The organism is Vibrio sp. J2-4 (assembly GCF_021728155.1).
Classification (GTDB): domain Bacteria; phylum Pseudomonadota; class Gammaproteobacteria; order Enterobacterales; family Vibrionaceae; genus Vibrio; species Vibrio diabolicus.
The window spans coordinates 643,894-669,201 of the sequence record NZ_JAKKCN010000003.1 but is presented as its reverse complement, the minus strand read 5'-3'; the positions used below and the strand labels follow the sequence as shown (position 1 = coordinate 669,201).

At 46.4% G+C, this 25,308-nt stretch carries 25 protein-coding genes; 8 read left to right on the top strand and 17 right to left on the bottom strand.

Translation table 11 applies throughout. The annotated features are described in order from the left end of the window. Nucleotides 1–37 precede the first annotated feature (37 nt). Nucleotides 38–1,507 (bottom strand): AraC family transcriptional regulator, encoded by a 1,470-nt coding sequence (locus L3V32_RS13255; protein ID WP_237284465.1) that lies wholly within the window; start codon nucleotides 1,505–1,507, stop codon nucleotides 38–40. Between the two features lie 167 nt (nucleotides 1,508–1,674). Here L3V32_RS13255 and nfsB point away from each other — a divergent pair, with 167 nt between their 5' ends. After that, nucleotides 1,675–2,328, top strand: a complete 654-nt coding sequence (nfsB, locus tag L3V32_RS13250; RefSeq protein ID WP_074190356.1) for an oxygen-insensitive NAD(P)H nitroreductase — start codon at nucleotides 1,675–1,677, stop codon at nucleotides 2,326–2,328. 69 nt (nucleotides 2,329–2,397) lie between these two features. After that, a complete protein-coding gene (locus L3V32_RS13245) occupies nucleotides 2,398–2,688 on the top strand; it encodes a putative quinol monooxygenase (protein ID WP_237284464.1) in 291 nt (96 codons plus the stop codon). Here L3V32_RS13245 and L3V32_RS13240 read toward each other — a convergent pair. Then, nucleotides 2,685–3,608 carry a LysR family transcriptional regulator gene (locus tag L3V32_RS13240; protein WP_031818458.1) on the bottom strand — a complete coding sequence of 308 codons (924 nt, stop codon included), beginning with the start codon at nucleotides 3,606–3,608 and terminating at the stop codon, nucleotides 2,685–2,687. The two genes, L3V32_RS13245 and L3V32_RS13240, sit on opposite strands and share 4 nt — an antisense overlap. Nucleotides 3,609–3,758: 150 nt before the next feature. On the opposite strand from L3V32_RS13240, the gene L3V32_RS13235 reads away from it, so the two are divergent. After that, nucleotides 3,759–3,977 (top strand): VF530 family DNA-binding protein, encoded by a 219-nt coding sequence (locus L3V32_RS13235; protein WP_005396617.1) that lies wholly within the window; start codon nucleotides 3,759–3,761, stop codon nucleotides 3,975–3,977. A gap of 160 nt (nucleotides 3,978–4,137) precedes the next feature. Here L3V32_RS13235 and L3V32_RS13230 read toward each other — a convergent pair whose 3' ends face one another. Beyond that, nucleotides 4,138–4,590, bottom strand: a complete 453-nt coding sequence (locus L3V32_RS13230; RefSeq protein ID WP_005374933.1) for a thioesterase family protein — start codon at nucleotides 4,588–4,590, stop codon at nucleotides 4,138–4,140. Nucleotides 4,591–4,800: 210 nt separating this feature from the next. Between L3V32_RS13230 and L3V32_RS13225 the strand changes: the two genes are divergently transcribed. After that, the gene (locus L3V32_RS13225; protein WP_237284463.1) at nucleotides 4,801–5,565 is read left to right on the top strand and encodes a ferredoxin--NADP reductase; all 765 of its coding nucleotides are present in this window, start codon (nucleotides 4,801–4,803) and stop codon (nucleotides 5,563–5,565) included. Between the two features lie 134 nt (nucleotides 5,566–5,699). On the opposite strand, the gene L3V32_RS13220 is transcribed toward L3V32_RS13225, so the two are convergent. The 10 genes from L3V32_RS13220 to L3V32_RS13175 form a co-directional block, all read right to left on the bottom strand. Then, nucleotides 5,700–6,371 carry a DUF2057 domain-containing protein gene (locus tag L3V32_RS13220; protein WP_048625417.1) on the bottom strand — a complete coding sequence of 224 codons (672 nt, stop codon included), beginning with the start codon at nucleotides 6,369–6,371 and terminating at the stop codon, nucleotides 5,700–5,702. Between the two features lie 216 nt (nucleotides 6,372–6,587). Continuing rightward, nucleotides 6,588–7,736 carry an AI-2E family transporter gene (locus L3V32_RS13215; protein ID WP_005396613.1) on the bottom strand — a complete coding sequence of 383 codons (1,149 nt, stop codon included), beginning with the start codon at nucleotides 7,734–7,736 and terminating at the stop codon, nucleotides 6,588–6,590. Beyond that, nucleotides 7,729–8,415: a potassium channel family protein gene (locus L3V32_RS13210; RefSeq protein WP_005396612.1), complete on the bottom strand. Its 687-nt coding sequence runs from the start codon at nucleotides 8,413–8,415 to the stop codon at nucleotides 7,729–7,731. Before L3V32_RS13210 ends, L3V32_RS13215 begins: the two co-directional genes overlap by 8 nt. Before the next feature lie 16 nt (nucleotides 8,416–8,431). Next, nucleotides 8,432–9,322: an HlyD family secretion protein gene (locus tag L3V32_RS13205; RefSeq protein WP_237284462.1), complete on the bottom strand. Its 891-nt coding sequence runs from the start codon at nucleotides 9,320–9,322 to the stop codon at nucleotides 8,432–8,434. A 12-nt stretch (nucleotides 9,323–9,334) separates the two neighbouring features. Beyond that, nucleotides 9,335–9,538 carry a DUF1656 domain-containing protein gene (locus L3V32_RS13200; protein WP_005462724.1) on the bottom strand — a complete coding sequence of 68 codons (204 nt, stop codon included), beginning with the start codon at nucleotides 9,536–9,538 and terminating at the stop codon, nucleotides 9,335–9,337. Continuing rightward, nucleotides 9,538–11,181: a TolC family protein gene (locus L3V32_RS13195; protein WP_237284461.1), complete on the bottom strand. Its 1,644-nt coding sequence runs from the start codon at nucleotides 11,179–11,181 to the stop codon at nucleotides 9,538–9,540. Before L3V32_RS13195 ends, L3V32_RS13200 begins: the two co-directional genes overlap by 1 nt. A gap of 10 nt (nucleotides 11,182–11,191) precedes the next feature. Next, nucleotides 11,192–13,366, bottom strand: a complete 2,175-nt coding sequence (locus L3V32_RS13190; RefSeq protein WP_237284460.1) for an FUSC family protein — start codon at nucleotides 13,364–13,366, stop codon at nucleotides 11,192–11,194. Nucleotides 13,367–13,754: 388 nt separating this feature from the next. Then, on the bottom strand, nucleotides 13,755–14,624 hold the full coding sequence (locus tag L3V32_RS13185; RefSeq protein WP_140316439.1) for a DMT family transporter: 870 nt from the start codon (nucleotides 14,622–14,624) through the stop codon (nucleotides 13,755–13,757). A 141-nt stretch (nucleotides 14,625–14,765) separates the two neighbouring features. Continuing rightward, entirely contained in the window at nucleotides 14,766–15,734 is a 969-nt protein-coding gene (yidZ, locus tag L3V32_RS13180; protein ID WP_024702169.1) for an HTH-type transcriptional regulator YidZ, read from the bottom strand. Continuing rightward, nucleotides 15,709–16,899 carry an MFS transporter gene (locus tag L3V32_RS13175; RefSeq protein WP_237284459.1) on the bottom strand — a complete coding sequence of 397 codons (1,191 nt, stop codon included), beginning with the start codon at nucleotides 16,897–16,899 and terminating at the stop codon, nucleotides 15,709–15,711. The genes yidZ and L3V32_RS13175 overlap by 26 nt, the downstream gene beginning before the upstream one ends. Before the next feature lie 132 nt (nucleotides 16,900–17,031). Here L3V32_RS13175 and L3V32_RS13170 point away from each other — a divergent pair, with 132 nt between their 5' ends. Further along, nucleotides 17,032–17,502 (top strand): GNAT family N-acetyltransferase, encoded by a 471-nt coding sequence (locus L3V32_RS13170; RefSeq protein ID WP_222133518.1) that lies wholly within the window; start codon nucleotides 17,032–17,034, stop codon nucleotides 17,500–17,502. 25 nt (nucleotides 17,503–17,527) lie between these two features. Further along, nucleotides 17,528–17,983, top strand: a complete 456-nt coding sequence (locus L3V32_RS13165; protein WP_237284458.1) for a GNAT family N-acetyltransferase — start codon at nucleotides 17,528–17,530, stop codon at nucleotides 17,981–17,983. 10 nt (nucleotides 17,984–17,993) lie between these two features. Here L3V32_RS13165 and L3V32_RS13160 read toward each other — a convergent pair whose 3' ends face one another. Together L3V32_RS13160 and L3V32_RS13155 are read right to left on the bottom strand one after the other, a co-directional pair. Then, nucleotides 17,994–18,506: a DUF2799 domain-containing protein gene (locus tag L3V32_RS13160; RefSeq protein WP_237284457.1), complete on the bottom strand. Its 513-nt coding sequence runs from the start codon at nucleotides 18,504–18,506 to the stop codon at nucleotides 17,994–17,996. Between the two features lie 342 nt (nucleotides 18,507–18,848). Next, complete coding sequence (locus L3V32_RS13155) at nucleotides 18,849–19,523, bottom strand: fructose-6-phosphate aldolase (protein WP_053301582.1); 675 nt, start codon at nucleotides 19,521–19,523, stop codon at nucleotides 18,849–18,851. A gap of 214 nt (nucleotides 19,524–19,737) precedes the next feature. Between L3V32_RS13155 and L3V32_RS13150 the strand changes: the two genes are divergently transcribed. Both L3V32_RS13150 and L3V32_RS13145 read left to right on the top strand, forming a co-directional pair. Continuing rightward, a complete protein-coding gene (locus L3V32_RS13150) occupies nucleotides 19,738–20,667 on the top strand; it encodes a glycyl-radical enzyme activating protein (RefSeq protein WP_029837021.1) in 930 nt (309 codons plus the stop codon). A 2-nt stretch (nucleotides 20,668–20,669) separates the two neighbouring features. Next, nucleotides 20,670–23,093 carry a formate C-acetyltransferase/glycerol dehydratase family glycyl radical enzyme gene (locus L3V32_RS13145; protein ID WP_237284456.1) on the top strand — a complete coding sequence of 808 codons (2,424 nt, stop codon included), beginning with the start codon at nucleotides 20,670–20,672 and terminating at the stop codon, nucleotides 23,091–23,093. A 49-nt stretch (nucleotides 23,094–23,142) separates the two neighbouring features. Here the strand turns inward: L3V32_RS13145 and L3V32_RS13140 are convergent, their stop codons facing one another. Together L3V32_RS13140 and L3V32_RS13135 are read right to left on the bottom strand one after the other, a co-directional pair. After that, a complete protein-coding gene (locus L3V32_RS13140) occupies nucleotides 23,143–24,225 on the bottom strand; it encodes a trans-acting enoyl reductase family protein (protein ID WP_237284455.1) in 1,083 nt (360 codons plus the stop codon). 24 nt (nucleotides 24,226–24,249) lie between these two features. Continuing rightward, a complete protein-coding gene (locus L3V32_RS13135; protein ID WP_237284454.1) occupies nucleotides 24,250–25,194 on the bottom strand; it encodes an SDR family oxidoreductase in 945 nt (314 codons plus the stop codon). Nucleotides 25,195–25,308: the final 114 nt, after the last annotated feature.

The following is a 25,308-nucleotide window of genomic DNA, read 5'->3' as shown; positions in this document are numbered from 1 at the left end:
ATGTCACGAAGAGATGATTTTGATCTGACCGACAGTTTTAATTGAGCGGTTGCACAATAGGATATTGTATCGGGTAATGCTCTTTCGCGAGCTCGTTGCCGGATTCATCATAAAGGCGGAAACGGCACTGCTTTGCAGTTTGAGTGAGCGATAATTGCAGCACCCAACAAGCATAATATAGCGAGTGTTGGGTTAAGCGCATTGCGTGAGGTGTGGGGTCATCATCGACGTAACAGTCAATCCTCACAACGTTTTCAAGTCGGCATGCCAGTTCGACAAAGAGCGTGTATTGCGCCCCAATATTAATAAGCTGCCGAGTCGGGACAATGTATTCCGTTGCGCCAATTAAAAGCCCCTTAGAAACCACATAATCACGCTGGTGGTTATTCTCAATGTAACGTTCCCCATCGACTTCATAACACAGGCGAAAGGTAAGGGGATGCGCCACCGGAAGTTCGGTCGTTGCCCATAGTTCGGTGCCATGACTTAAAAAACGCTCGAAGAAAGCGGGGTAGCGCCGCCATGCGCCATCACGGTCACGGCATTCTACCGAGACCACTTTCTCAAACGCAATATTGTCCACTTCCATCCAGATTTTACCGACAGGTTGGTCGATGTGGTTATCGTCGAAGGTATTGGCTTTGGCGTAGTACAAGCGGATCGGTTGCTGATTTAGCTGAGTTCGGTTATCCAAACATTGTTGGCGATACTGCATGGGTGAAAACGGATACCAACGACGAAAAGTGCGGTGAAAATTCGATGGTTCTTCATAACCGAGTTGATAGGCGATTTGCTGCGTTGTGAGTTGGGTGTCGGCAAGCAAAGTGAGTGCTTGCTTTTTTTTCGCGAAATCAACGCATTGAGAGTAGCTCATTTGCTTTTCTTGCAGTCGACGTTGCAGGGTGCGTTTGGAGACGCCCAGTTGCCTTGCCGCTTGCTCTAACTTGAGCGCGTAATTACTGTTTTTGATGAACAAGGCGTTCAAAACACTCAGTAATTCTGGTTGCTCAATTGGCTGGTGAGAAAGTAGCAAATAAACATGTTTCACCAAGTCAAACACGCTTGAACTCGTTTTAGAATCTCGTGTTTCCTCTAGAAAAATATCGGCCGCGAGTGGATTGTTGGCGTGAACTTGTACCTGTACCTGTATTGATTCGCTTAGCTCAAGCATCTCCAACTGCATTTTGAGCAAGCCAAACACCGACTCCGCCCAATTTGGCATATCGGCCGTTCTGCATTCGACTTGCAGATGGATTTGGGCATCACCATGTTGAAATGTGACGTACAAACGGCGGTCGAGTAATGAGACACTTTTACTCCACCAAAGCAGCCCTTCTTGGAGGTTAGGCGCTTCTTTCAACATCATGCATTGCAAGGCCACCAACTTCTCAATGTGCCAATATTCGCCGGCAATTCGAAGGTGATTGTGACCGAGCTTTTTGCACAGAAAGGATGTAATAACGTTATCTTGAGGCAGCATGAGTTGAGTTTGGTTGCGAGCAAACATGCATTATTGCCGAAAAGATGAAGAAGTTCAGTGAGAACGCTCAAAGCCTTTCTTATCGTTTTATTTTCAAATTTATTTTGAAAATGTTTTTAATCGAAATCGGTTTTTCCCTTTATCTCATGAGGTTATGCTGTTACTCAGCTTAAACTCATTAATTGGAGAACCTCATGGATATCGTACAAGCTGCAAAATCTCGTTACTCAACGAAAGTGTTTGACCCAACACGCAAGCTACCTCAAGAAAAAATCGATGCAGTTAAAGAGCTGGTTCGTTTTAGTCCATCGAGTGTGAACTCCCAGCCTTGGCATTTCATTCTGGCAAGCACAGAAGAAGGTAAACAGCGCATCGCTAAAGCGGCACAAGAGAACTACGCGTTTAACGCGGCGAAGATTCTCAACGCTTCTCACGTATTGGTGTTTTGTGCGAAAACAGGCATTGATAACGACTACATTGAAGCGCTAATGGCGCAAGAAGAAAAAGATGGCCGATTCCCAACCGAAGAAGCGAAAGCGGCCGTGCGCGGTGGTCGTAGCTACTTTGTGAACATGCACCGTTTTGATCTGAAAGATGCGAACCATTGGATGGAGAAACAAGTTTACCTCAACGTGGGTACGTTGCTGCTGGGTGCTTCGACGCTAGAAATCGATGCAGTGCCAATTGAAGGGTTTGATCCCAAAGTGCTGGATGAAGAATTTGGCTTGCGCGAAAAAGGTTACACCAGCGTTGTGATCGTGCCGCTTGGCTACCACGCGGAAGATGACTTCAACGCGAAAACGCCAAAGTCTCGCTGGGACGCAGAAACCGTATTCACCGAGATCTAATTCGAGCTTGCTTACAGGTGACGTAGAACCCTGTAATCAATATATAAATCGCAAAAGAGTGATAAAACGATGATCCACTTAGTTGCAGAAGTGAAAGCCTACCGAGACAGCAAGGATCAGGTGTCGAATTTGCTTGCTGGTTTACTAGAGCCAACTCGTCAAGAAGAAGGCTGTTGCCAATACGAGTTGTATCTTGACGAGAAAGTTGAAGGCCTATTTATGTTCCAAGAAATTTGGGCATCGCAAGAGGCCTTGGATAAGCATTTGCAAAGCCCGCACATGGCGACGTTTCTTGAAACATTGGAAGAGAACGATTGGGTTGAATATACCCAGATTCGTCCTCTTCGATTTATCGCCTAATGACAGAAGGTTGCCAGCACGTTGGCGCGTTGCTGGCAGCATTTTTGTTGGATAAAGTCGCGGAAAGTCCGAATTGTTGGCGTCAGTAAGCGACGATCGGCGCACACCATGTAGAGCGGTACTGGGCCGCAATCCCACTCTGGTAACACTCGCACCAATCTTCCCTCGATTAAGTCTCGGCTGATGTCCATCAATGATTTATTCGCAATGCCTTTGCCTTTGATCGCTAACCGGTGTGGCAAGTCACTATCGTTGCTCATCAAGTTACCGCTGACCACGATTTGTTCTTTCTCGCCGTCACGCGTGAGCGTCCATTTGTTGTAGACCGAATCCGCGACCATATAGCACAAGCAGTTGTGTTGCGTTAAATCGGCAGGAGAGGTGAGTTCTGGATGTGTAGCTACGTACTCTGGCGATGCACATAAGATCCGTTCGTTTGACCCACACAAAGCCAACACGACCAGATTGGAGTCGGCCGGCTCGCCGTAGCGAATCGCAATATCGACAGGCTTGGTGTACATATCCGTCAAGCTATCGGACAGCTCTAGTTTGATGGAAACATTTGGGTAGAGATCGATGAACTCATCTACCCAATCGAGCAACATATTGCGACCAAAATCGGAGGGCGCAGTAATGTGCAGTTGACCAGATAACTCGCCACGCGCACTTGAGATCTGATCCAGCCCCTCTTGCAATGTTGCCAATGCTTGCGTGGTTTTGTCTAAAAACAGTTCGCCCTCTGAGGTTAAACGCAGGCTTCGGGTGGAACGCACAAACAGCGGGAAACCGATTTGCCCTTCAAGACGCTTAATCGATGCGCTAATGGCGGCAGGTGTCATGTCCATGCTGTTGGCGGCTTTTGAAAAGCTGCCTTGGCGCGCGGTTTCGACAAAAATATTGAGGTCGTTGAGGGCTTTCATCGTGAAAAGGATGTTTGTGAAGTTTGAGCTACTATAGGGGAGATGAGCAAAGTAATTCAAGCTAAACGCCTTTGAAGGTGAAAACATTAGGTTAAGTGGTCACTTTGAGTTAGATTAGCCCGCCACTTACATCGTTACTGGATCAACAACATGAGCAACGAACAGCCGAATAACCCTCTGCATGGGTTGAGTTTAGAAAAAATCGTCACCCGACTAGTTGAACACTTTGGTTGGAATGGCCTGTATGAGCGCGTTCGAGTGAACTGTTTTAAGAAAGATCCGTCGATCAAATCTTCTCTGAAGTTTTTGCGTAAAACGCAATGGGCAAGAGATAAGGTGGAAGCGCTATACATCGAGACGTTCTGCTGATCACTCTATGGCCTGCAGCAAGCGGTAAGTAGATTCTTAGTCTCGCTAGAATGACGCTAGTTCTCTTATCGCGTAGTCTAGAAGATTAGCCCTACGTTATTCCCGACAGCGATGAAGAAGCGCTGTCGGGGGAGTCTCGCCTTTAATCTCTTGTTTCTTGCTACTCTAAATGATGCGTGCTACCCACAGTTCCTTCCAAGTCTAAAATCGACTGGCGAACGTGGTCTGGAATCGCAGCTTTTACGTTGTTCTTAAAATCAAACATCACACCAGTAGCGGTCGCGATGGTCGCAATCTTACCCCACTTCTTACTCAGCACTTGGTATTCCATCGTGATGCGATCTTCTTGCATGTCGATCACGCGCGAGCCGACTAATAACGTGTCTGGGTAAGTGACAGGCAGCTTGTAGCGGCATTGCGTTTCGCTGAGTACTGGTCCAATTTGCGAGGTTTGCAGGTCGACTAGCAGATTAATTTTGTTGAAGTAATCTAAACGCGCCGTCTCGAAGTAGCGAAAATAGACCACGTTATTGACGTGTTGCAGAGCATCCATTTCACCCCATGCGACTTTGATCTCTGTGATAACGGGAAAGTCTTTTAACAGTGTGTCCATTTTTAGTGCTCCTTTTTCATCTGCTTTGCCACAAATTGCGACGCGACTTATCACTTTGAGCATTTATTCTAGATGTAATCATTTAATATGTAATAAAATTGTTTTTAAAATGTGAAATGAAATGGCGATCTTATTATGTAAACTAGACATTTTACATAATTGAGTTGAAGGCGTAAGTTTAACTAAGAGTAACCAAATAGGAGGTGTCTTATGACTGAGCTGAAAGGTTTCAATCTAGCCAAGGTGGAAAAACGCATTGACTGGACTGGCGAACTGTTCAGTTTAAGGGTTTCAGGCGCGCCTCTTTCCTTTAAAGCTGGTCAGTTCACCAAGCTTGCTTTGCTTGATGATGAAGGCAAGCTGATCAGTCGTGCTTACTCTGTGGTTAATGCGCCAAGCGAACAGTTCGATTGGTCGGAGTTTCTAATAGTAGCCGACCCTCAAGGAGAACTTTCTCCAAGGCTCCAAAAGCTTAAATCTGGTGATAGCATTTATGTTGGTGAGACCGCACATGGTGACTTAATCCACGATTCTATTCCTAAACAGGCTCATGATCTGTGGCTGCTATCTACAGGTACAGGTATTGGACCGTTTTTATCGCTACTGGATGATATAAACTTACCACCTCATAATGAGCGAATTGTGCTTGTTCATGCGGTTCGCTACGAAAAAGATCTGGTCTACAAATATCTGATTGAGCAACTACAGCAACGATATGAAGGCAGATTAAAGTACATCCCGATAGTCAGTAGGGAAGTGGTGGATGGTCAGTTACAAGGTCGAATTCCCGAACTCATCGAATCGGGTAGACTGTCCAACGCTGCTGATGTGCCATTCTCTGCTCAAAGTAGTTTTGTCATGATGTGTGGGAACCCGCAGATGATCAAAGATACCTTGCCAGTCTTACAAGATCTTGGGTTGGAAAAGTATCGTCCTAAAACAGGAGGCAATATCATCTATGAGCGTTACTGGTAGCGTTTGGTTAAATTGATATAACCATATTGAACACATGATGATCACCAATACCAAAGTCGTTCAAACGTCCTAGCTTGTTCGATCAAAAAAGCCACATGAAGTGGCTTTTTTAATATCGATAGAGTCAATCAGACTTATTGTTGATTAACGTACGCTTTAAAGCGAGCTTTGGTTTCTGCGTCTGCTTTTTGGTACCAGAAGTGCAGCATCTCTTCTGCTGTCGAATCTGATTTAACCGCAGTCGCTCTTGCTTGTTGCATATCTTCAGGAATCTTTGCTGGTAGTGTGACTGGTTGAGCAACGGCTGCACCAGCAACAGCGATAGCAGCAACGCCGCCTGTTTTGTTGTAGCTTTCCACTTCACGCACGTAATCACGACCGATTTGCATACCCGGTTTGATCAATTTGTCTTGCTCAACGGCGACGGTGTTGCCTGAATCATCAACCAGTTTCCAATCTAAGTCCTTGATCTTTTCTTCCGCATCGCGAAGGTTGCGGTATTCTGGCATTTGTAGCGTCAGCTCGGCATTGGCAGCGTCAAATCGTGTAACGATAACATCGCTTTCAACACTTAAACGGTCATTGCCTTGGTTAAAGTAAGGGGCGAAGCGAAATACGACTTGGTTAACGCCATCAGGTAACGTTAGTGTTCTTTCCGAGGCGAAAAAACCACCCGAAAGGTCTGCTTTTTCACCGTTAGCCGCTAATACTGAAACGTTGTCAGGAACACTCACGGTTACATCTGCGAATGCCATGCCACTCATTGCGAGAGCAAGCGCACAAGTTAAAGGCTTGATCAATTTCATTGTTTTTATCCTAAGCAAATTAGTGGTCATCGAGAGTGCATCGTTCATTGCCCGATTGCAACTCCCAAGTGTAAGAAGTATGAAAATTTAACAAGAACGTCATTTTTATCGCATTTATTACGGGGAAACTGTGATCCAAATAGAATCAAACCGCTGCAATAGAGCGGTTTGATATCATAAGTTATAGATTAAATTTCTTTCTAACTTATTGATTTATTATATGCCAGCACCGTGTCCAGGCTCTGATTGGTCATCAGAAGCGTCTTGTTGTTCTGCCATTTCTTCTTGCTGTTGTGCTTTCTCAATGCTCAACCACCAAACAAATAACTCATACCAAATCGCCAGGATAACGGCACCTAAGAACAGACCTACGATGCCGTAGAAAAGCATACCACCGATGGCACCGAGCAGAATCACAGGCATTGGTACGTCGACACCACGTCCCATTAACATTGGTTTGAACAGGTTTTCAGAAAGTGCTGCAACTACTACCCAGACAGTAAACATGGTGGCTGTCGTTGTATCTTGAGTCATGTACATGAAGCCAATCACTGGTAGTACGGCAAGCAGCGCTGGTAGCTGAGCGATACACAAGATCATCAGAATCAGAGTGAGCAAACCAGCTGCCGGAACGCCAAATACAAAGAAACCAGCACCGATCAGTAGCGCTTGAATCGCCGCCACACCGACTACGCCAAGCAGTACGCTTTTAATGGTTGCTGCGATAAGCGTGGTCCAGCTTTTAGCGTTTTCACCAGCGGTACGAATAGCGATGGTTCTTAGACCTGATGCTGCAGATTCAGAGTACGTCATAAAACCTGCTGCAATCGCAAGTGACAAGATTGAAAGCAGTAAACTGCCCAATACACCGCCAAGTGTGCCTAGCAAAGAAGTGAGCGCGGACTTTATCTGCGGCATAAAGGTTTGAATCGCTTGTTCAAGGTTAGTCGCGAATAGGGTCCACACCTCATAGAGCTTATCACCTACGACAGGCCAATCCGCAACGGAAGGTTTTGGACCTGGGATCTTCACTTGTCCGTTTTGCAATACTTCAAGCGCATGCGTTGCACCATCCACAATGGAGCCTGACACCATAACAAGTGGTGTGACTAAGAGTGCAATACCAAGTAAAGCAATCGTTGTGGCTGCCAGGCCTCTACGACCGCCATATGCACGCTCCAGCTTTTTTGTAAGTGGCATTAAAGCGACGGCTATAATTGCACCCCAAATAACGGGAAGAATGAAGGGTTTGATGATGTCGTACGTAAACATCAGCAAGACGAAGATCAAGCCAATGCGTATTGCCGATTCCACCATATTGCTGATGAAAAGCTTACTGTCGATTTTTACCGATTGTTTATCCATTTTTGTTTACCTGATGATCAATGTTAGAACTGACGAGACTTGAAACAACAATCGCCATATAGAACACACCTGTAATGGCCTCTAAATACACCACGACTTGAGCCAGAGGTGTTAGAGGGCTGATATCGCCATAACCAAGCGTGGTTAAGGTGACGAAACTGAAATACGCCGCATTAGAGAAATTCTGCCCCCAAGAAATGGCTTCCATCCCAGTGAATGAGGTTGGCGAGAACTCTAGAAGAATGAGATAGGCAATTGCCCACATCAGACCAAGCAGTAAGAAAAGCGCGACTGAGCCAATGACTTTGTTGCTATTGACGTGGCCAGTGAAAAGAATCTGCCTTGCGATGGATTTAAAAGTGCCGAAAAAGAATGCGAAGGTGAGGGCAAGCATCACTACATTCATCTCTCGGATGTTGAAAACGGTCTTGATAACAATCACAAGAACCCAAACGCCAAACAGGGTATAGAGGAAACGAGACCACATTTTGTCGAAGCGAAGGCTGGCAAAGCAGACAATGAACGTGAGAACCGTGAACGCCTGCAGTATGTGTTCAATCGTCCCTTCACCTACCACTTGTGCCATCGCACTCCCTAGCAACAAAATCACCAGCGCTAAAGTTAGATAGAAGAAGTTGTTTTCTTCATTAATGTTTTTGAGTTTTTTACCAATGACCATGGTTCTTCTCACTTAGTTACTGTTCATTTTCTGCCGATGAATCTTTCATCACCATGATGGACGCAGAAAGCCCGAATCGAAGATCAACATCTTCTGGAAGTTCTTGGATTGAGATTCGCACCGGAATACGTTGTGCTAAGCGAATCCACTGAAATACAGGGTTCACGTTTGGAAGAAGGTTGTAGCCGACCGTGCCGTCTTTCGGCGCAATACCCCAACCGATAGAGTCAACCGTTGCTTCAATTGGCGTGTCTGGGTGAGACATCAAAGTGACACGTGCTTGGCTGCCAGGTTCGATTTGCGCGAGTTGGTTTTCACGGAAGAAACCAAACACCCAGAAACTGTTCTTGTCGATCAGCGCCAGCAGTGGCTGGTTTGCGACCGCTTGCGTACCGTTTCGAATATCGAGGTTAGACACAAAACCATCGACGGTCGCATAAACTTTGGTAAAGCTGAGGTTAAGGCGCGCTGATTTTAATTGCTCTTCTGCAGATTTGATTTGCAGTAGCGATTCTTCGTAAGCGATTTCACGACGAATCAGATCCTTGTGAGAAACCGCGCCGCGGTCTTTCGCGCGAATATCTTTAAGGCGGTCGTATTCGATTTTTTTACCGCGAGAGCTAACAATGGCGCGTTCTAGTGCCACTTCGGCTTGAGACAAAGCAACTTCGTAAGTCGCAGGGTCGATTTCAAACAGTAAATCGCCTGTTTTCACTTCTTGGTTGTCTTGCACCGCGACATTTACAATTGGGCCTGATACACGAGGAGCTACTTTGATGACGTTGGCGCGCACTTGGCCGTCGCGTGTCCAAGGGTTATTAAAATACTCTTCAAATTTTTGATAGCCGAGCCAAGCTGCGCCACCAAGAATGACAAGATTGAGTGCGATTACGAATAGTTTTTTCATCTTGTTTGGCACCTAAAATTGAATATAAAAGCTGTCGATGGCCACCACATAACCGACCATGATGGCAATAAACGTCAGAGACGGAAAAGCGATGAAGCGAGACAAACGTGTCTTGTTCAATATCATCACCGTTATCCACGTTGCCGTGACGGCGAGAAAGAGCACCAGTAACGTGGGAGAAAAGTAAATGTCTCCCCAAGAGAGTTCATGAGGCATTAGAGATCCTCCGTTTTGTTCTCATCACTGGTCTCATCCGGAGTTTCGAGGCGCAAAGGCGGCAATACGCGGTTTTCTTCATTTAAATAACCATCCCAGTCAGTTCGTTCTGTCATTTGCTTGGCAATAGATTCACTGAGGAAGGGTTTGCCTGTTTGGGTTTGCCAGCCTCCACCTAGGGCTTTGTAGAGCGCTACAACTTGGTTCGCGACGTTCCCTTTGATCGTTGCGTAGCTGTCTTCCGCACGGGTCATTTTCTCTACCGAGTTGAGCAGACGTTCAAAAGAGATTTGGCCGTTTTCGTACTGCGTCATGGAGATGTTGAATGCACGAATGGAAGAGTTGACCGATTGCAGACGTAAATCTTTTTGCTGCAAATACAGGTCATACGCTTCGATCGCATTGGTCACTTCGTTCACGGCTTGCAGCACTTTTTTGTTGTAGTTGGTCAGTGTTTCTTGGAAGCGAGCATCTTCGAAACGAATGTTATTTTTCACGCGCCCGTATTGGAAAATATTCCAACTGAACGTTGGACCAACCACCATGGTGAGCGAATCGCTAAAACTGAAACTGCTGCCATCGGGAACCGTACTGTCGATACCGATGGAACCGAACAGCGAAAAGCTTGGGTACAGAGCGGTTTCCGCCACGCCAATTTGCGCACTCTGCGCGCGAGCTTGCATCTCAGAGACTTGTAAATCCGGGCGGCGCATCACTAAGTTCGCATCCACTTGGGTATCCAACAGCGGTGGGCGCGGCACAATGGAGCGCTCGTCGGTGCCCGATAACGCCGATTTTCTGCCTGTCGATTTGAACTGTTTTTCGTAGTCAGCAATTTGCTTATGCATTCCATCTGATTGCAGCAGCTCGTCTACTTCTTCCGGTAATGCACCTAGTAATAACGCCAACGCGGTACGTGATTGTTTCATCGCGACTTCAAGACTCGGTAATGCCGCTTTGGTAGTATAGAGTTGGTTTTTCGCCTGTTGAACGTCCAATTCTGTAACGTTGCCAGAGTCGAACTGCACCTGTGTAATGCGGACGACACGCTCTTGAATTTCGATGTTGCGACGAGACAGCAAAATGCGCTCTTGGAAGGTGCGATAGTTAATGTAGTTACGCGCCACTTCTGCGGTGATGGTGACCATTATGTCGTGATACGACGCGATGGATGCGTAATAACCGGCTTCTGCCGACTCAATACCGCGAGCATACTTGCCCCAAATATCCATTTCCCACGCAGCATCAAACGACAAAGTGGCGTTGTTTACACCCTGATCATTCACGTAGGCACGCGCTAGATTTCCTGACACGGTTTGAACTTGCGGGTATTGCAAGCCAGTCGAAATGCCAAGCAATGAACGTGCTTGTACAATGCGTAGCCCTGCGGCTTCTAAATCGAGGTTTTGTTTGCTCGCCAACTCAACCAGTTGATTGAGAGTTGAGTCATTAAATTGCTGCCACCATTGTTGTAGCTGTTGCTCTGATTGCTGCGTATCTTTGGCTGCTTTTTGCACCGACCAGTCACTTGGCAGTGGCGCCTGCTTTGGATGAACATAATCTGGTCCTACAGTGGTACACGCACTGAGCCCGAGCAGAGAAAGTATGGCGAGGCTTGGTTTAGTTAGTTTTGGAAGCATCATATCCCCACCTTTAAAAACGCTTCTGTTGTAAGTTCACCCAATCGATATCCTCGTAGGTTTGCTTGCAATGCTTGATTGCTTCGAACACGTTCCGTTTTAAATTCAGCAAGATATAAAAACCGGCTATCTCTGAATAAGCGTAGTCAGATAAATCTAACTCACTAAAAAAATCTTCCAGTTTATCTTCGAATGATTGGTAATCCTGACTGTATTGGTCGAATACGGAATCGAGTTCTTGTGTTGCTTGATGGCTGGCTAAAGCGCCCGCCATCAAAGGAATGATGGAATCGCGGTGTTGTTGGCGAAGTTGAGTAATCAGCGGATTGGTCAGCAACTTTTTCTCGGCGGCCATTAAGATGTTGATGTGATTACTGAGTACATCACACGCTTTGCTAAACGCGGCAATCGCTTCTGGCGTGGTTTTGTCAAAGTGTTTGTGGTTGATTTTCGAACCCCACACCTTGAGCTTTTTCGATGAAACGTTGAGCGTCACCAAGTGTAAGGCCCGTTTGAGCGGTGTAATAATCGAACTGGACTGCTTCTGATAGGAGTCAAACAGATCCCGAGTGTGCCTAAAATAGCGCTCTTTTATAGTCAAAAAGAGGTGTTCTGGTCGTGAGCTAAACGGGAAGTAGTGCGCGAAAATGATCATGAACACCACCATGTAGAACAGTAGCATGATCGTCATGAGGATCCCGAAGTGATAGAACATGTTGTTGTCTAAACCGAGAACAAACAAGCCCACCATGTAGAAAATCGTCACTGGCCCGTTAAACAGATAAAAGCCGATAAAGGTGTAGATAAAGATAAACAGGCCAAGTTCTAATCCGAGATCCAATTGCGGAAGAATGAAGACGTAAGAAGGCACCGCGAACAAGAAGCCGAAAGTGAACAGCACAAGCAACAAAATCGGGTGCACAGGCACGAACGACAGCAAAGACATAAACATGGTCGAGAAGACTACGAACGAGTAGCCGCCTGGTGGATTGAAATAAATCCAAATCAGTCCTGCAACCCAATAAGTGACAAAGGTTTTGACCGCGGTTTTAAAGTTTTCTGCGTCCCACCATAGAAACTTGCCTTTCGGTTTCGGCAGCGGCACGTCAAAGGAGACATTGTTCGTCACAGAGTCAATGCAGCTAATGCTCTCCGCTAAACGCGACAAGTTTTGATGCATGAGCCCCAAGAGGTGCCCCAGCATAAGCGCAGAGCCTTTCTCTAGGTGCGCCGCGTCTTCAAGCAACGCCTGGTTGTATTCGACTTTGAACTCTTGAGCACGAAAAGCGGGCTCTTTTTCGTCCCAGACTTGTTGGCAGGTATCAAATAGCGCGTCAATTTCCGCCACGGCTTGATCAAAGTTACTGATGCTTTCACGGTCTTGCTGGTGGCTAAAGTGGCTGTGCGCCGCAACGGTCAATTGTTGCGTTACTTGCTTGTTCAAATGAACCGCCAAGCGCCACTCTTTCATGTAGGCCGACACGTCGCTGCATTCCACACTGACTGTGGCAAAACGCTGTTCGAGCGCATTTTGGGCGGCAAACATCTGTTCGATAAGAGAATCCACGTTAGGTTGTGGCTCTTCAGCTTCTGGATTTTCTTCTCCCTTTTCTAGAGTAGATACTTGCCTCGCCGATTTTTGCTCGAAATTTTGCAAGATAGCGGTGAACAACGCGCGTTGTGCTTGGTTGAGTTGTTCGATGAGCTGTCTTAGGTTTTGTTCTGTTTTGGTCGGGAATAAGAAAGTCCCCACGAGTGTGTAAACCACTACCCCAAACACCGTCATATAAGCGCGGTCAACGCCATAAAGAAACGCACCTTCTGCGTCACCGCCATTGGACATCATCAGCGTCATGACGCCGGTCAGCATGAGTAGCGTTGGATCTTTTTGGTAGGCATTACGGAAGTAAAAAATGAAAGAGACCACAACCGACACGCTCAGCATGTACAGCAAGCGGTCTTGAGCAAATAATCCCACCAGTAACAAGCCAACGACGGCGCCAACCAACGTACCGAACACACGTAAGGTACCTTTGGCGAGGGATTCACGACGACTGCCTGTGGATGCAATCAGCATCACTGTGGTTGCGGCCGTCGATGCTTGCGGCCAACCCATGGCAAACGGGATCAGATAAGCCAGAGTCAGGCTAAGCGATACTTTAATAGCGAATTTTATTTTGTCGTTCATAGTGTCAAAGTTTGCTCAGGCTTATCGTTATAAGTTGATGAATTTCTTATATGAATAATCAGAATCTTGTTCTGAATAAATTCGGGGGGCGGAATATAGCGGGTGAAAAAGTGTGCTTTGTAAACCCTTTGTCAAAACACAAAGTGCGTATTTGGCTCGATCTCGCGCTAGCCCTTGGCGTTATTGACGAAACGCCTAAAACGAGCACAATCGCGATCTGTGACAATTCTCACTTTTGAAACAAAATCGTCGTGTTGTGCGAGCCAATTCTCACCTTATATCCTTCGCCTGATACTAAAGCAGGCCACTCGTACCATCTGCAATGAGCTTTGCTGCTTTAAAAAGCATAGATGATGAATAGGTATTTGAGAGGGAAAGTTATTATTTTTTATCGGCTTGCCGATTGTTCGCTTGTTTTTTTGGATCGAGATAAAAAAACCAAAGCGATACCACCAAGAATGATGCCACTGGTTAAAAGTGTATGCAGTGAAAGAGACTCGTTGAGTACGACGGTACCTAGCAGCAAAGCAATGGCTGGCACGGAAAGTTGGCTGACGGCGGCTTGAAGTAAAGAGAGCTTACGCATGACTTGATACCAAAGCGTATACCCAAGGCCAGATGCAATGGCGCCAGACGTGATAGCGAGCAAGATTCCGCTCAAAGAGAGATAGATTGAGGACAGCATCAACGGTGATAGGAGTATGCCAATCATAGATGCAGCGATAAACCCCCATGTGATGCCACTACTTGGAGAAGGCGCTTGTTTGCCGAGCGCAGTAAACGCAGCCCAACAAACGCCAGAAATCAACATGAGAAGTGCAGAACTGATGTCGGGGCGAGTGGCAGATGGCAACATTAACCAAACAAAGCCAACAATCGAAAGGCCGATACCGATGATTTCGAGAAACTGAAAGCGCTCACCTTGCCACCAATAGATGGCCAGTAAAGTCAGTTGCACGGCACCAAACAAAAGCAAAGCACCGGTTCCTGTCGCCAGTTGTAAGTACGCGAAAGAGAAAAGGGCTGCGTAACCAAATAAAGCAACGCCAGCAAAAAAGCGAAAGCGAGAAGTTGGCCGATCGGTTTTCCACTGACCTCTCACGACAAGCAATGCGATTAAGGTAATCGCGCCAGATATCAATCGGACGAGAGTGAAGCTTCCTGCATCAATCAACCCTTCGGCCAATGCAAGTCGGCACAATAATGAATTGGCGGCGAACGCCAGCATCGTAATAGCAGTGAGTAAAAAGGTCGACATCCTTGGCCCTTAACGCAGAAATATGGATTGAGTGTAGCGTCAAACGACCTTTTTCATTAGTTGATAAAGTGATTAGTTATAGCTGTCAGAGCGAGAAAATCAGCAAAAATCACCAGAGAAAACCTGACCTTAGCCTAAGTGTTACTGTGGTAGGGATGGTTGTTCGTACAATGACTTGATGGTGTTTTTCAACCATAGCAATTTGGGATTGTACGCATTGCGTTTATGCCAAATCATGGTAAATGGAATCAGTAACTTGTCTTGTTGAGTTTGGTCTAACGGAATTGGCAAGCACACCAAATCGAGATGCAGCTTTTCTGTGTAGCTTTTGCAATAGTGCGGCGCGGTGGTGATCATGTCATGCGTGGGCTGCGCTGCCATAAAAAGGGATTGCTCAAAGTTGGACATCGTCAGCCCGATAGAGCGCTGTAGCCCTAGTTCCGTTAACACTTCATCCAACGCCCAAGTTTCACTTTTTTCCCAAACAATATTAATGTGTTGGTAGCTCAGAAAGGTCTCGAGATTCCACTCTTGCTGTAATGCCGGATGATCTTTATGTAAATACACCATCGGCAGGTCATAAAATAGAATCTCAAAATCTAAGAAATACGGCAGAAGATCCAACGACTCTTTCGATCTCGGGTGACTTTCTCGGCCGGTAAAACCGATATCCGCCTCGCCTCGAATGATGGCGTCGAGTGAATCGTAATCCCAGTTACTGGTTTTTACTTTCGCTTCAGGGTATCGCTGGTGGATAGCGACGATGAGTCTGTCCAGCACCGTGAGCACTAATGGCGACTCAATCGTGATATCAAAACGCACTCCTTTCGGCGTAATATCGCTGCGTTTTTCTGCAATTTGGCTGCCAATTTGCAGCCATTCTGCAAGGTCTTGCTCCATGCTTTGTGCCAAAGGCGTTGGCGCAAGACCTTTAGGTGTTTTGACAAACAAAGGATCATCGAACCAATGACGAAGTTTGTTGAGCGACTTACTTACGGTAGAGGGCGTAACGTTCAGCTTTTTCGAGGCTTTCGAGACGCTTTGCTCTTGCAGCAATAATTGCAGAGTGAATAGTAAGTTTAAATCAAGTCGCGCTAGGGATTTCTTCATAATGGGTATCGTGAACAGGCTTTGGAATCAATAGTATTAGAGCAAGGCTGATTACGCTACCTAACACTAAGATAAACACCAACATATTCAGTGCACTAACGCCGATGAAACCCATAAACCAAATATAGAACGCGGAACTACAAACTTGAGCAATGCCCAGTAACGAGCTTGCCACGCCAGCTTGTTGAGAGAATGGGCTGAGCGCTTGGCTCATGGCCATGCCAAAGCCACAAGCGAAGCCAGCGCAAATCAGCCCAAGTCCGAACACATAGTAATGAGATTGTCCGTCATGGAAATGGGTAGCACTGAGCACGATGGCTGCACAAGCGAGCAATACTTGAGAGGTCATCATTAAGGTACGCTGCTTAAAAATCCCCAATGCCAATGGCGCCGAGAACGAAATCAACATACTGATCGTCGCAGTCCCTGCCATGATGGAAGAATAGCCACCGCGATCAAAACCAAGCATGCTCATCACGACAATTGGTGAAGCGTTAACAAAGGTCAGAATGGTGGTCACTCCAAGTGCAGTAATGATCAGCCTACTGATAAAAAATCGCTCGAAGAAAGTCTCTTGATGGCTCTCTGGCGTTGTCTGTTCTTCACCTTGTTGGCTGGGTAGTGATTCCTTGAGAACAAAAATGGCCAATACACTGACGAGAATGCCCATTCCTGCCATTGTGGTAAACAAACTCGGCCAAGGAAATTTCAGCATAATCAAGTGACCAATCACGGGTGCGATCACTGGAATGATACAGGTGATGCCATTGAGCATCGACAATACTTTCGCGCGGCGTTCATCGTCTAGCGTGTCGCGTAAAATCGCGAACGCGACGACATAGCAAGATCCAGCCCCGATGCCTTGGCAAAAGCGAGCAATCAAAAAAGTGTTTGGTTGTTCAGCCATTCCGCCGAGAAAAGATGCGAGCACAAAGATCATCGCGCCGACGACGGCAACAGGCTTTCGTCCCACAGAGTCTGCAATTTTCCCCGCGAATAACATGGTGGTAGCCATGCCAGCTAAATAGATCGAAAACGCAATATGCAACTGTGATTCACTGGCGTTGAGATCTGACGCAATTTGAGGCAAACCAACAAGATACAAATCAATGGCAGTAGGGTAGAGTAAAACGAGTGCAAAACTACAAAGTAAAAAACGGGACATGGAAACCTCTCTATCGAATGGCGAGGATAATAGAGTGCTAAACGTTTGCCTGCGAGTGGGAAATACGACACTAGGTATTTCTATTTACGACATACCCTGTATGAATTGAGCATAAAAACAACAAGGAAGATTATGATTACCATTGAAAAGTATTCGCCTGAGCGACATGAACAAACTTGCGAACTTAGCGTGCTAGAAGAGCAATCGCAGTTTACGGTCGTGGATGTGGGTGAAATGCTTACACGTCTTGAACCCACAGAGCTTCCGCATCTGATTCTGGCAGACGATGACGTGGTTGGCTTTTTTCTATTTGATGCAGCTTACAGCGAGAAATACGATTTTTGCCCGAAAAACAGTTTAGGCGTGCGTGCTTTGCTGGTGGATCACCGTCATCAAGGCAAAGGCATCGCCAAGCAAGCCATTCAACAGTTTGCCGATTTCGCCAAACGCCATTATCCCGAGTTTGATGCGCTTTATCTCACCGTGAATTGCCGCAACATACCTGCTTATCAGTGCTATTTAAAATCAGGGTTTGAAGATACCAATGAGCTTTACCACGGCGGCCCCGTTGGACCGCAACACATTATGAAACAGCCGCTTTAACTTGGAAAACACCAAGGATGGAAATATGAGAATTGAAATTGACGATTTAGAACGGCCGCAGGTGATTGCGTTGTTGGAAGAGCATTTACAGGACATGTACGCTACATCGCCACCAGAGAGCGTGCATGCGTTAGATGTAAGCAAGTTGAAGTTGCCTTCAATCACGTTTTGGACGGGCTGGGATGGTGAGCAGCTATTGGGATGTGTGGCAATGAGCCAACTAGAAGATGGTCACGCAGAGTTGAAATCGATGCGTACGACGTTATCGGCGAGAAAACAGGGCGTGGCATCCCGCTTACTCAATCACGTGATTGAGCAAGCGAAACATCAGGGGATACAACGTCTAAGTTTGGAAACTGGGTCGATGGCATTTTTTGAACCCGCGCATCGCCTATATGAAAAACATGGCTTCGCGCACTGCGAGCCGTTTGGCGACTATCAACCTGATCCAAACAGCCGCTTTATGACCCTAGCGTTGTAGCCCGTCGCGACTAAAAGTTAAAGTAGTAATTAGCTCCTGGCGAGATGAGTGATGCACGCTCACGCGCCAGTTGTTTTCTTCTCTCTCTAATACGCTTCGCGCTGTCTTTATCTAAGTTTGCATCCAATTGATGATCAAGGCGTGATATCTCCGCATCTAATGCGTTAATGCGTTGTTGACGCTGATATTCTTGATGGCCTAACTGATAGTTTTTAAGGAAAAGATCGTTAGAGCAAACGCCATAGTAGGTTTTTCCTTCTACACCCACCGTGTAACCATTGTCTGGCGAACAGTAAAGAATGGTGCCTTTATCAAAACCGTCTTGCCACTCAACGTGATTTGGCGTTACGCCTGCTTCGCGACAGTCTTTAATGTATTCGTACAAAATGTTTGGGTTGTTGCCTGAGCGGCCATCTTGGTAGCCGACGCGATACCAATCTGCGGTTTGGCATTGTTCTGGCGACATGCTGCTACAACCAGAAAGTAATGCAAACATGGCAAAGAGAAGCGCAATGCGTTTCATGAAGTGGATTCCTTGTTACGGCGTTAGGTTCGCTGATTATAAATGAACAGTGTTCATTTCCAATAGATAAAATTAATAATTACCGACTTATTGATGCGTTGTGCTTGTGAGTTTGTCGGTTTGAAGCAAAATTTTTTGCTTGTGGAACGAGCGTTTTTCGTCAGTAGTGATGTTACGAATAGAGTACTTTGCGTGAAGGTAGAGGCGAGATTAGTGAGGTGGGAATCTCTTCGTAAGCCGCATCTATAAACAGTTGCCTGCGCGAATGTTACTTTTTCTCAGAGATTCCCATATCAAAAGCCCCTCGATCGAGGAGGAACGGGACTTTCGATAATTTTATGCTTAACTTTCAAATGAAAGTTTGTTGCCAAACGTGGATTTCCAGTCTTTATCAAATTGATCGACAGCCGGCTGAACTGATGGATGAGAAAACATCTGCGCGGCCACATCGACAGGCAAGGTGATCGCTTCAATGCCTAACTTCATCACTTCCATCGCTTGTTGGGTATTTTTAAAACTCGCTGCCAAAATTTTTGTAGGCAGTTGGTTTTGATCCAGTAGCAATTGCAGGTCTGCGACCACTTCTACACCGTTTCCGTTCATCGCATCAATACGGTTCACATAAGGCGCAAGATAGTCAGCGCCGCACAATGCCGCAAGGAAACCTTGCTGAGCAGAGTAAATAGCAGTGGCGAGTACTTGAATTCCCTCTTTTTTCATTAACTTAATTGCCGATAAGCCTGTTTCGGTTGCTGGCACTTTGACGACCATATCATAAGGTAATTCATGGATTTGGCGCGCTTCTTCCACCATGCCTTCTACAGTTGTGCTCACCACTTGAGCATGGAAACGGGGTGTGCCCCCTAGCGCTTCTTGCATGCCAGCTAAGGTTTGGTTCAAGCCTTGTTTTGACTTCGCCAAAATACTTGGATTTGTGGTTACCCCTTTCAGAGGTAGGCATTGGTTAAAGCGTTTTACTTCTGCCACGTCAGCAGTATCTAAATAGAGTTCGATCATGGGTTCTACCTTATACAAAATCTTCGTTTTGATGATGGGATCACTATAGATCTGACAATCCGCTGAGATCTTGATTTTGATCAATTGAAATTTCAATTGAAGCCATAATAATTTCATTAATCGAAAGCTAAGTTCCAATATTTCATTATCAAATGAAGCTTTCAGAAAAAGAAAAGCGTGAAAAGTAGAAGAGCAAACCAAGAGGCGGACAGCAATGTATTTCAATATTCAGAGGTTCTCGACCCACGATGGTGATGGTATTCGCACCATTCTGTTTCTGAAGGGATGCAGTCTGTCCTGTCCTTGGTGCCAAAACCCAGAAAGCCGTAGTGAAAAGCACTCTCTGCTGTTTGATGAGCGCAGTTGTATGGCGGACTGCCAGCTTTGTGTGTCGGCTTATAAGCAAACCGTAAACGGCGACATGGCAAGCGATGGTATCCGACGCATTGACGATCAAATCATCATCAATCGAAAAGCCATGAGCGAAGCGCAGATCATAGCGCTGCGAAACGTATGTCCAACACAAGCGCTCAGCATATGTGGAGAAGCGGCGAAATCGGACGACCTGTTTGAAGTGTTGATGAAAGACAAGCCTTTCTACGATCAAAGCCAAGGTGGCGTGACATTTTCTGGTGGCGAGCCGCTGATGCAGCCAAGTCTTGTGGCAGAACTTGCCGAACGTTTGCATCAAAACCATGTGTCTACGGCGGTGGAGTCTTGCATGCATGTACCGTGGAAAAACGTAGAAAAAGTCGCGCCGTATATTGATTGCTGGTTAGCGGATCTTAAACACACCGACGAAGAAAAGTTTCTCTGCTGGGCGAAGGGATCGTTAAAACGCATCAAAGACAATTTTAGAAAATTGGCACCAATTGCGAAACGCATTGTGATTCGTATTCCTGTTGTGCCGGGCTTCAATGACACCATTGATGAGCTCAAAGCGATCATTGATTTCGCTGCTTCTTTAGAAAGCTGTCAAGAACTTCACTTGCTGCCGTATCACACCCTCGGCATCAATAAATACCGTTTGCTCGATATGCCTTACGAGTGTTCTGACAAACCATTAAATAATCCAGAACTGCTAGAAAACGCAATGCAATACGCAAGCGAACATACTCAACTTAACGTGATTGTTAGAGGTTAACCATGGACCTACATACCCTTCCAGAGCGAATCAAAGCCCACAAATCGGCACTGGTCAACATCGTAGCGCCGCCTATCTGTACTGAGCGCGCAGAGGCTTATACTCGAGCGTATCAGGCAAATGAAGACAAACCTGTGATTGTGCAACGAGCGTTGGCGTTACAAGAGCACTTACGCACTCGCACCATTTGGATTAAGCACGACGAGCTGATTGTAGGCAACCAAGCGAGCAAAGTACGCGCTGCGCCGATCTTCCCTGAATACACGGTGCGTTGGATTGAAGCGGAAATAGACGAACTGGCCGACCGACCTGGGGCTGGTTTTGCGGTAAGTGAAGAAGACAAACAAAGCATTCACGCCATTACGCCATACTGGCGCGGTAAAACGGTTCAAGATCGCTGCTATGGACTTTTTACCGACGAGCAGCAAGAGATCTTAGCCAGCACCATCATTAAAGCCGAAGGCAACATGACTTCGGGCGACGCGCACCTTGCAGTGGATAACGAAAAAATCCTGAAGATCGGTATGAACGGGCTGCTGGATGAGGTTCGTCAGCATCGCGTTAATAACGACGTGTCGACGTATGAAGGATTGAAGAAAGAGCAGTTTTATAAGTCCGTCGAAATTGTCTTGCTTGCGATTCAGGAACACATGGTGAGTTACGCCGATCTCGCTCTGGAAATGGCACAAAACGAAACGCGACCAGAGAGGAAAGCGGAACTGGAGACAATCGCAGAAAACTGTCGTCATGTGGCTTTCCATGCGCCAACCAACTTCTGGCAAGCTCTGCAACTGAGCTATTTTGTGCAGTTGATGTTGCAAATTGAATCGAATGGCCACTCTGTTTCATTCGGTCGGATGGACCAGTTCCTAAACGACTACTACGTGCGTGATCTTGAAAGTGGCGCGATGAACAAAGCGTTCGCCCTTGAGTTATTGCAAAGCTGTTGGTTGAAATTGCTTGAAGTAAACAAGATTCGCTCTGGCGCGCACTCAAAAGCATCGGCAGGTTCTCCTCTGTATCAAAATGTCTGTATCGGTGGCCAAAAGCTGAATGAGAATGGAGAACCTGAAGACGCCGTAAATCCGCTATCTTGGGCTATTTTAGAGTCTTGTGGTCAGCTACGTTCCACACAACCGAACTTGAGTGTTCGCTATCATGAAGGTCTGAATAAAGAGTTCTTGATGGGCTGTATTGAAGTGATCAAATGCGGATTCGGTATGCCTGCATTCAACAACGATGAAATTGTCATCCCAGAGTTCATCAAGCTTGGCGTTGAGAAAGAAGACGCTTACAACTACGCGTCTATTGGCTGTATTGAAACCGCTGTTCCAGGCAAATGGGGTTACCGTTGCACGGGCATGAGCTTTATTAATTTTGCGCGTATTTTACTGGCTGCGCTTAACGAAGGTGTGGATGCAACGACGGGCAAAGCCTTCTTGCCGCATGATAAGTCGCTAGCAAAAGGTAACTTCGAGAGCTTTGAGCAAGTCACCGCTTCTTGGGCGAAGCAAATTCGCTACTACACACGTAAATCGATAGAGATCGATACCGTAGTCGACAGTGTGCTTGAGCAGCAAGCGCAAGATATTTTCTGCTCATCGCTGGTGGATGACTGTTTGTCGCGTGGTAAAACCGTAAAAGAAGGCGGAGCGAAATACGATTGGGTATCTGGCCTGCAAGTGGGTATCGCCAATTTGGGTAACAGTTTGGCGGCGATCAAACATTTGGTGTTTGAAGAAGCACAAATCAGCCAAACGGAACTGGCAAAAGCATTAGAAGAAGACTTCGATGGTATTGAGAACGAACAACTTCGCCAACGCTTAATCAACTTCGCGCCAAAATACGGCAATGACGACGATTATGTCGACCAATTGCTGGCTGATGCTTACCAAGTTTATATCGATGAGTTGGCGCAATTTGTCAACACACGTCATGGGCGCGGACCAATTGGTGGTGGCTACTACGCGGGAACATCGAGCATCTCTGCCAACGTGCCATTTGGCGCATCCACGATGGCAACACCAGATGGTCGAAAAGCGAAAACGCCACTGGCGGAAGGCGCAAGTCCAGCATCGGGCTCTGACCGTTTGGGACCAACGGCGGTGTACAACTCAGTCGGTAAAATTCAAGCTAATAAAATCTTGGGTGGTGTGCTGCTTAACCAGAAGTTAAGCCCAGCGGCTGTCGCTTCAGAAGGAGATAAGCTCAAGCTATCGATGCTGATTCGTACCTTCTTTAATCACCATAAAGGTTGGCACGTGCAGTACAACATCGTCTCTCGTGAAACCTTGCTGGCAGCGAAGAAGAACCCTGAGCAATATCGTGACCTTGTCGTGCGAGTTGCGGGCTATTCAGCCTTCTTTACCGCGCTGTCACCAGACGCGCAGGATGACATCATCGCCCGTACCGAACACGAGTTGTGATGGCCTCAACCCCTGTTAATGCAGAAGGCACCGATTGGTGCCTTTTTGTTTACTCTTCAATGGTTATGCCACTAGAGCCGGGAAGCTGCGACACAAAATTGGATCCCATGAGCTTAGATGGGGTGTATACACCGGCTTCAGGCTTCGTATGTAGCAGGTGTTCTACAATCGCCAGAGATCCCGTTACGGTTAAGCTATAGCCATTGGCCGTTTGTACTCGTGCTGTTTTGCTTTGTCCGAGTTTGTTGCTTGCTTTACCCCATACGTATGTGGGTAATTGGTTTCTTTGATCCTCATTCGGTCCTTTTACGGTTCTTTCAATACGGCTTTTTATGAGGCTTTGTACCCAGGTTATGCCGAGAAGGGGGCGAACCCAATTCGCTCGTTTAGCGTTTTTTATCATGTTTGGCGATCCGGGAATAAAAACATCAATATTCTCAATCCCCGTGGTGTAATAGGCGGTTGAAACATCGCCCCACGGAATGGTCATCGCAAGTTTTTCGCCGTCACCAAAATCAATGTTGCGAACTTTATACGCTAGCGGAACGGTGGTGATTTTTCCGTTAAGCCGCACTTTACCGCCTTGAGCCAAACCTTCGACAGACGTTTTCGCCGTGCCCGGAGAAAAACCAGAGCGAGAGTCAAAACCGAGAGACAGGTGTGTTGCATCTGGTAGCGCAGCTTTCAATGTGGCTGCAATGCAATCCGTTGGAATAACATCAAAACCAACACCGGAGCACAATACGACACCAGCTTCCTTTGCTTGTGATTGCAGCGTTTGTGCAAACTCAAATACAGAGATCTCACCTGTAATATCGAGGTAATGTGCGCCTGCTTCTAGGCACGCTTTCATCATCGGTTTTGCCGTCGAAGAAAAGGGTCCTGCGCAGTTTAATACCAGTGATGAACCCGAAATGTGTTGGACTGCGCTGCTTTTATCCTCAAGAGAAAAAGCAAGACTTTGCAGCCCTAGTTCAGCCGCTAGGCTTTGTACTTTCTCTAAACTTCTACCAGCAAGGATTGGGTGGTGACCTCGTTTTACGGCCTCTCTCGCAATTAGCTCGCCTGTATAACCATTGGCTCCGTATATGATCCAACGATCTGGGGATGATGCCGGTGTGTTATCTTTCATCAAAAAGCTCCTATCAATGCCTGCTTAAAGAAGTTTCTGGTCATTGGCTTTTTCTTGTTTAATTGTGGTCAAGCCTTGTTCGAATGTGGTGATTTGAAAATCTGGAAAACGAGTCTGAAACTTATCCGAAACAAAAAGGTTGTCAGATTCGTAGCGAGGCAAAAGCTCGGCAGCATCTCGAATGGTTTGATTAAATCGCCCAGCTAGCCACAATTGCCAGCGCTTGATGACTTTGTAGTTCGGCGGAACGTTAAAAACCTTTGCTGCAACAGCGATAAACTCCCGATACGTCAGTCGACGATCATCACAAGGCAAATGCCAAGTTTGTCCGTAAGCATCGGGCGTATTCCCAATTAGCGCCATGGCTCGGCTTGCGTCTGGCGTATAAATTAAGCTGCGTTTGGTGTCATCACGTAAAAACACCTTTGCGCTCTTTTGGTTAAGTAGATTATCGATAATGGCGGAATTAGTGATGCTTTGCGTTTTCCCCGGGCCGTAAAACTCCGGAGCACGACAGATAACGGCTTCGATTTCTCCTTTATTCATCGATTCTAGCAGCATGTCAGTAATGACCGCACGAATTCGACCTTTTTCTCCATTGGGCTGAAATGGTGCATCTTCTTGTTGAGGCGTATCCGTTTGCGGGTACATGTAGGTATTATCAAAGTAAACAAGCTTTGCTTGATGAGTTTTACATGCGGCGATGACATTACGCATCATTGTTGGCCACTGTTCCACCCACAGTTGAGTATCCATTGGTAGCCCTGCAGTAAGGTAAACGATACTAGAACCTTTTACGGCATCTGATGTTTGTTTCGCGTCGAGCAAGTCCGCTTTTACCAGTTGATCCGTCTCGTTGACTCGATGCGGATTGCGGCTCACCAATCGGATGTCGCTCGTAAAGTCCCGTTTTAGGCTTAATGCCAGCTCACGGCCAATTTGCCCACTTGCACCCAATATCGTTTGCATTCACCAATCTCCTGCTGTGTTGCTTTGATATTCATCCTAACGTTAAAGTTAGGTTTAAGGTCAACCCACATTTTGAAGATAAATTGGATTGATTTTTTATTGATTATAGAAACA

What these genes read in the sequence shown, in the direction of transcription:
- L3V32_RS13255 (WP_237284465.1), bottom strand. Translation starts at nt 1,507, where the DNA reads ATGTTTGCTCGCAACCAAACTCAACTCATGCTGCCTCAAGATAACGTT.
- nfsB (WP_074190356.1), top strand. Translation starts at nt 1,675, where the DNA reads ATGGATATCGTACAAGCTGCAAAATCTCGTTACTCAACGAAAGTGTTT.
- L3V32_RS13245 (WP_237284464.1), top strand. Translation starts at nt 2,398, where the DNA reads ATGATCCACTTAGTTGCAGAAGTGAAAGCCTACCGAGACAGCAAGGAT.
- L3V32_RS13240 (WP_031818458.1), bottom strand. Translation starts at nt 3,608, where the DNA reads ATGAAAGCCCTCAACGACCTCAATATTTTTGTCGAAACCGCGCGCCAA.
- L3V32_RS13235 (WP_005396617.1), top strand. Translation starts at nt 3,759, where the DNA reads ATGAGCAACGAACAGCCGAATAACCCTCTGCATGGGTTGAGTTTAGAA.
- L3V32_RS13230 (WP_005374933.1), bottom strand. Translation starts at nt 4,590, where the DNA reads ATGGACACACTGTTAAAAGACTTTCCCGTTATCACAGAGATCAAAGTC.
- L3V32_RS13225 (WP_237284463.1), top strand. Translation starts at nt 4,801, where the DNA reads ATGACTGAGCTGAAAGGTTTCAATCTAGCCAAGGTGGAAAAACGCATT.
- L3V32_RS13220 (WP_048625417.1), bottom strand. Translation starts at nt 6,371, where the DNA reads ATGAAATTGATCAAGCCTTTAACTTGTGCGCTTGCTCTCGCAATGAGT.
- L3V32_RS13215 (WP_005396613.1), bottom strand. Translation starts at nt 7,736, where the DNA reads ATGGATAAACAATCGGTAAAAATCGACAGTAAGCTTTTCATCAGCAAT.
- L3V32_RS13210 (WP_005396612.1), bottom strand. Translation starts at nt 8,415, where the DNA reads ATGGTCATTGGTAAAAAACTCAAAAACATTAATGAAGAAAACAACTTC.
- L3V32_RS13205 (WP_237284462.1), bottom strand. Translation starts at nt 9,322, where the DNA reads ATGAAAAAACTATTCGTAATCGCACTCAATCTTGTCATTCTTGGTGGC.
- L3V32_RS13200 (WP_005462724.1), bottom strand. Translation starts at nt 9,538, where the DNA reads ATGCCTCATGAACTCTCTTGGGGAGACATTTACTTTTCTCCCACGTTA.
- L3V32_RS13195 (WP_237284461.1), bottom strand. Translation starts at nt 11,181, where the DNA reads ATGATGCTTCCAAAACTAACTAAACCAAGCCTCGCCATACTTTCTCTG.
- L3V32_RS13190 (WP_237284460.1), bottom strand. Translation starts at nt 13,366, where the DNA reads ATGAACGACAAAATAAAATTCGCTATTAAAGTATCGCTTAGCCTGACT.
- L3V32_RS13185 (WP_140316439.1), bottom strand. Translation starts at nt 14,624, where the DNA reads ATGTCGACCTTTTTACTCACTGCTATTACGATGCTGGCGTTCGCCGCC.
- yidZ (WP_024702169.1), bottom strand. Translation starts at nt 15,734, where the DNA reads ATGAAGAAATCCCTAGCGCGACTTGATTTAAACTTACTATTCACTCTG.
- L3V32_RS13175 (WP_237284459.1), bottom strand. Translation starts at nt 16,899, where the DNA reads ATGTCCCGTTTTTTACTTTGTAGTTTTGCACTCGTTTTACTCTACCCT.
- L3V32_RS13170 (WP_222133518.1), top strand. Translation starts at nt 17,032, where the DNA reads ATGATTACCATTGAAAAGTATTCGCCTGAGCGACATGAACAAACTTGC.
- L3V32_RS13165 (WP_237284458.1), top strand. Translation starts at nt 17,528, where the DNA reads ATGAGAATTGAAATTGACGATTTAGAACGGCCGCAGGTGATTGCGTTG.
- L3V32_RS13160 (WP_237284457.1), bottom strand. Translation starts at nt 18,506, where the DNA reads ATGAAACGCATTGCGCTTCTCTTTGCCATGTTTGCATTACTTTCTGGT.
- L3V32_RS13155 (WP_053301582.1), bottom strand. Translation starts at nt 19,523, where the DNA reads ATGATCGAACTCTATTTAGATACTGCTGACGTGGCAGAAGTAAAACGC.
- L3V32_RS13150 (WP_029837021.1), top strand. Translation starts at nt 19,738, where the DNA reads ATGTATTTCAATATTCAGAGGTTCTCGACCCACGATGGTGATGGTATT.
- L3V32_RS13145 (WP_237284456.1), top strand. Translation starts at nt 20,670, where the DNA reads ATGGACCTACATACCCTTCCAGAGCGAATCAAAGCCCACAAATCGGCA.
- L3V32_RS13140 (WP_237284455.1), bottom strand. Translation starts at nt 24,225, where the DNA reads ATGAAAGATAACACACCGGCATCATCCCCAGATCGTTGGATCATATAC.
- L3V32_RS13135 (WP_237284454.1), bottom strand. Translation starts at nt 25,194, where the DNA reads ATGCAAACGATATTGGGTGCAAGTGGGCAAATTGGCCGTGAGCTGGCA.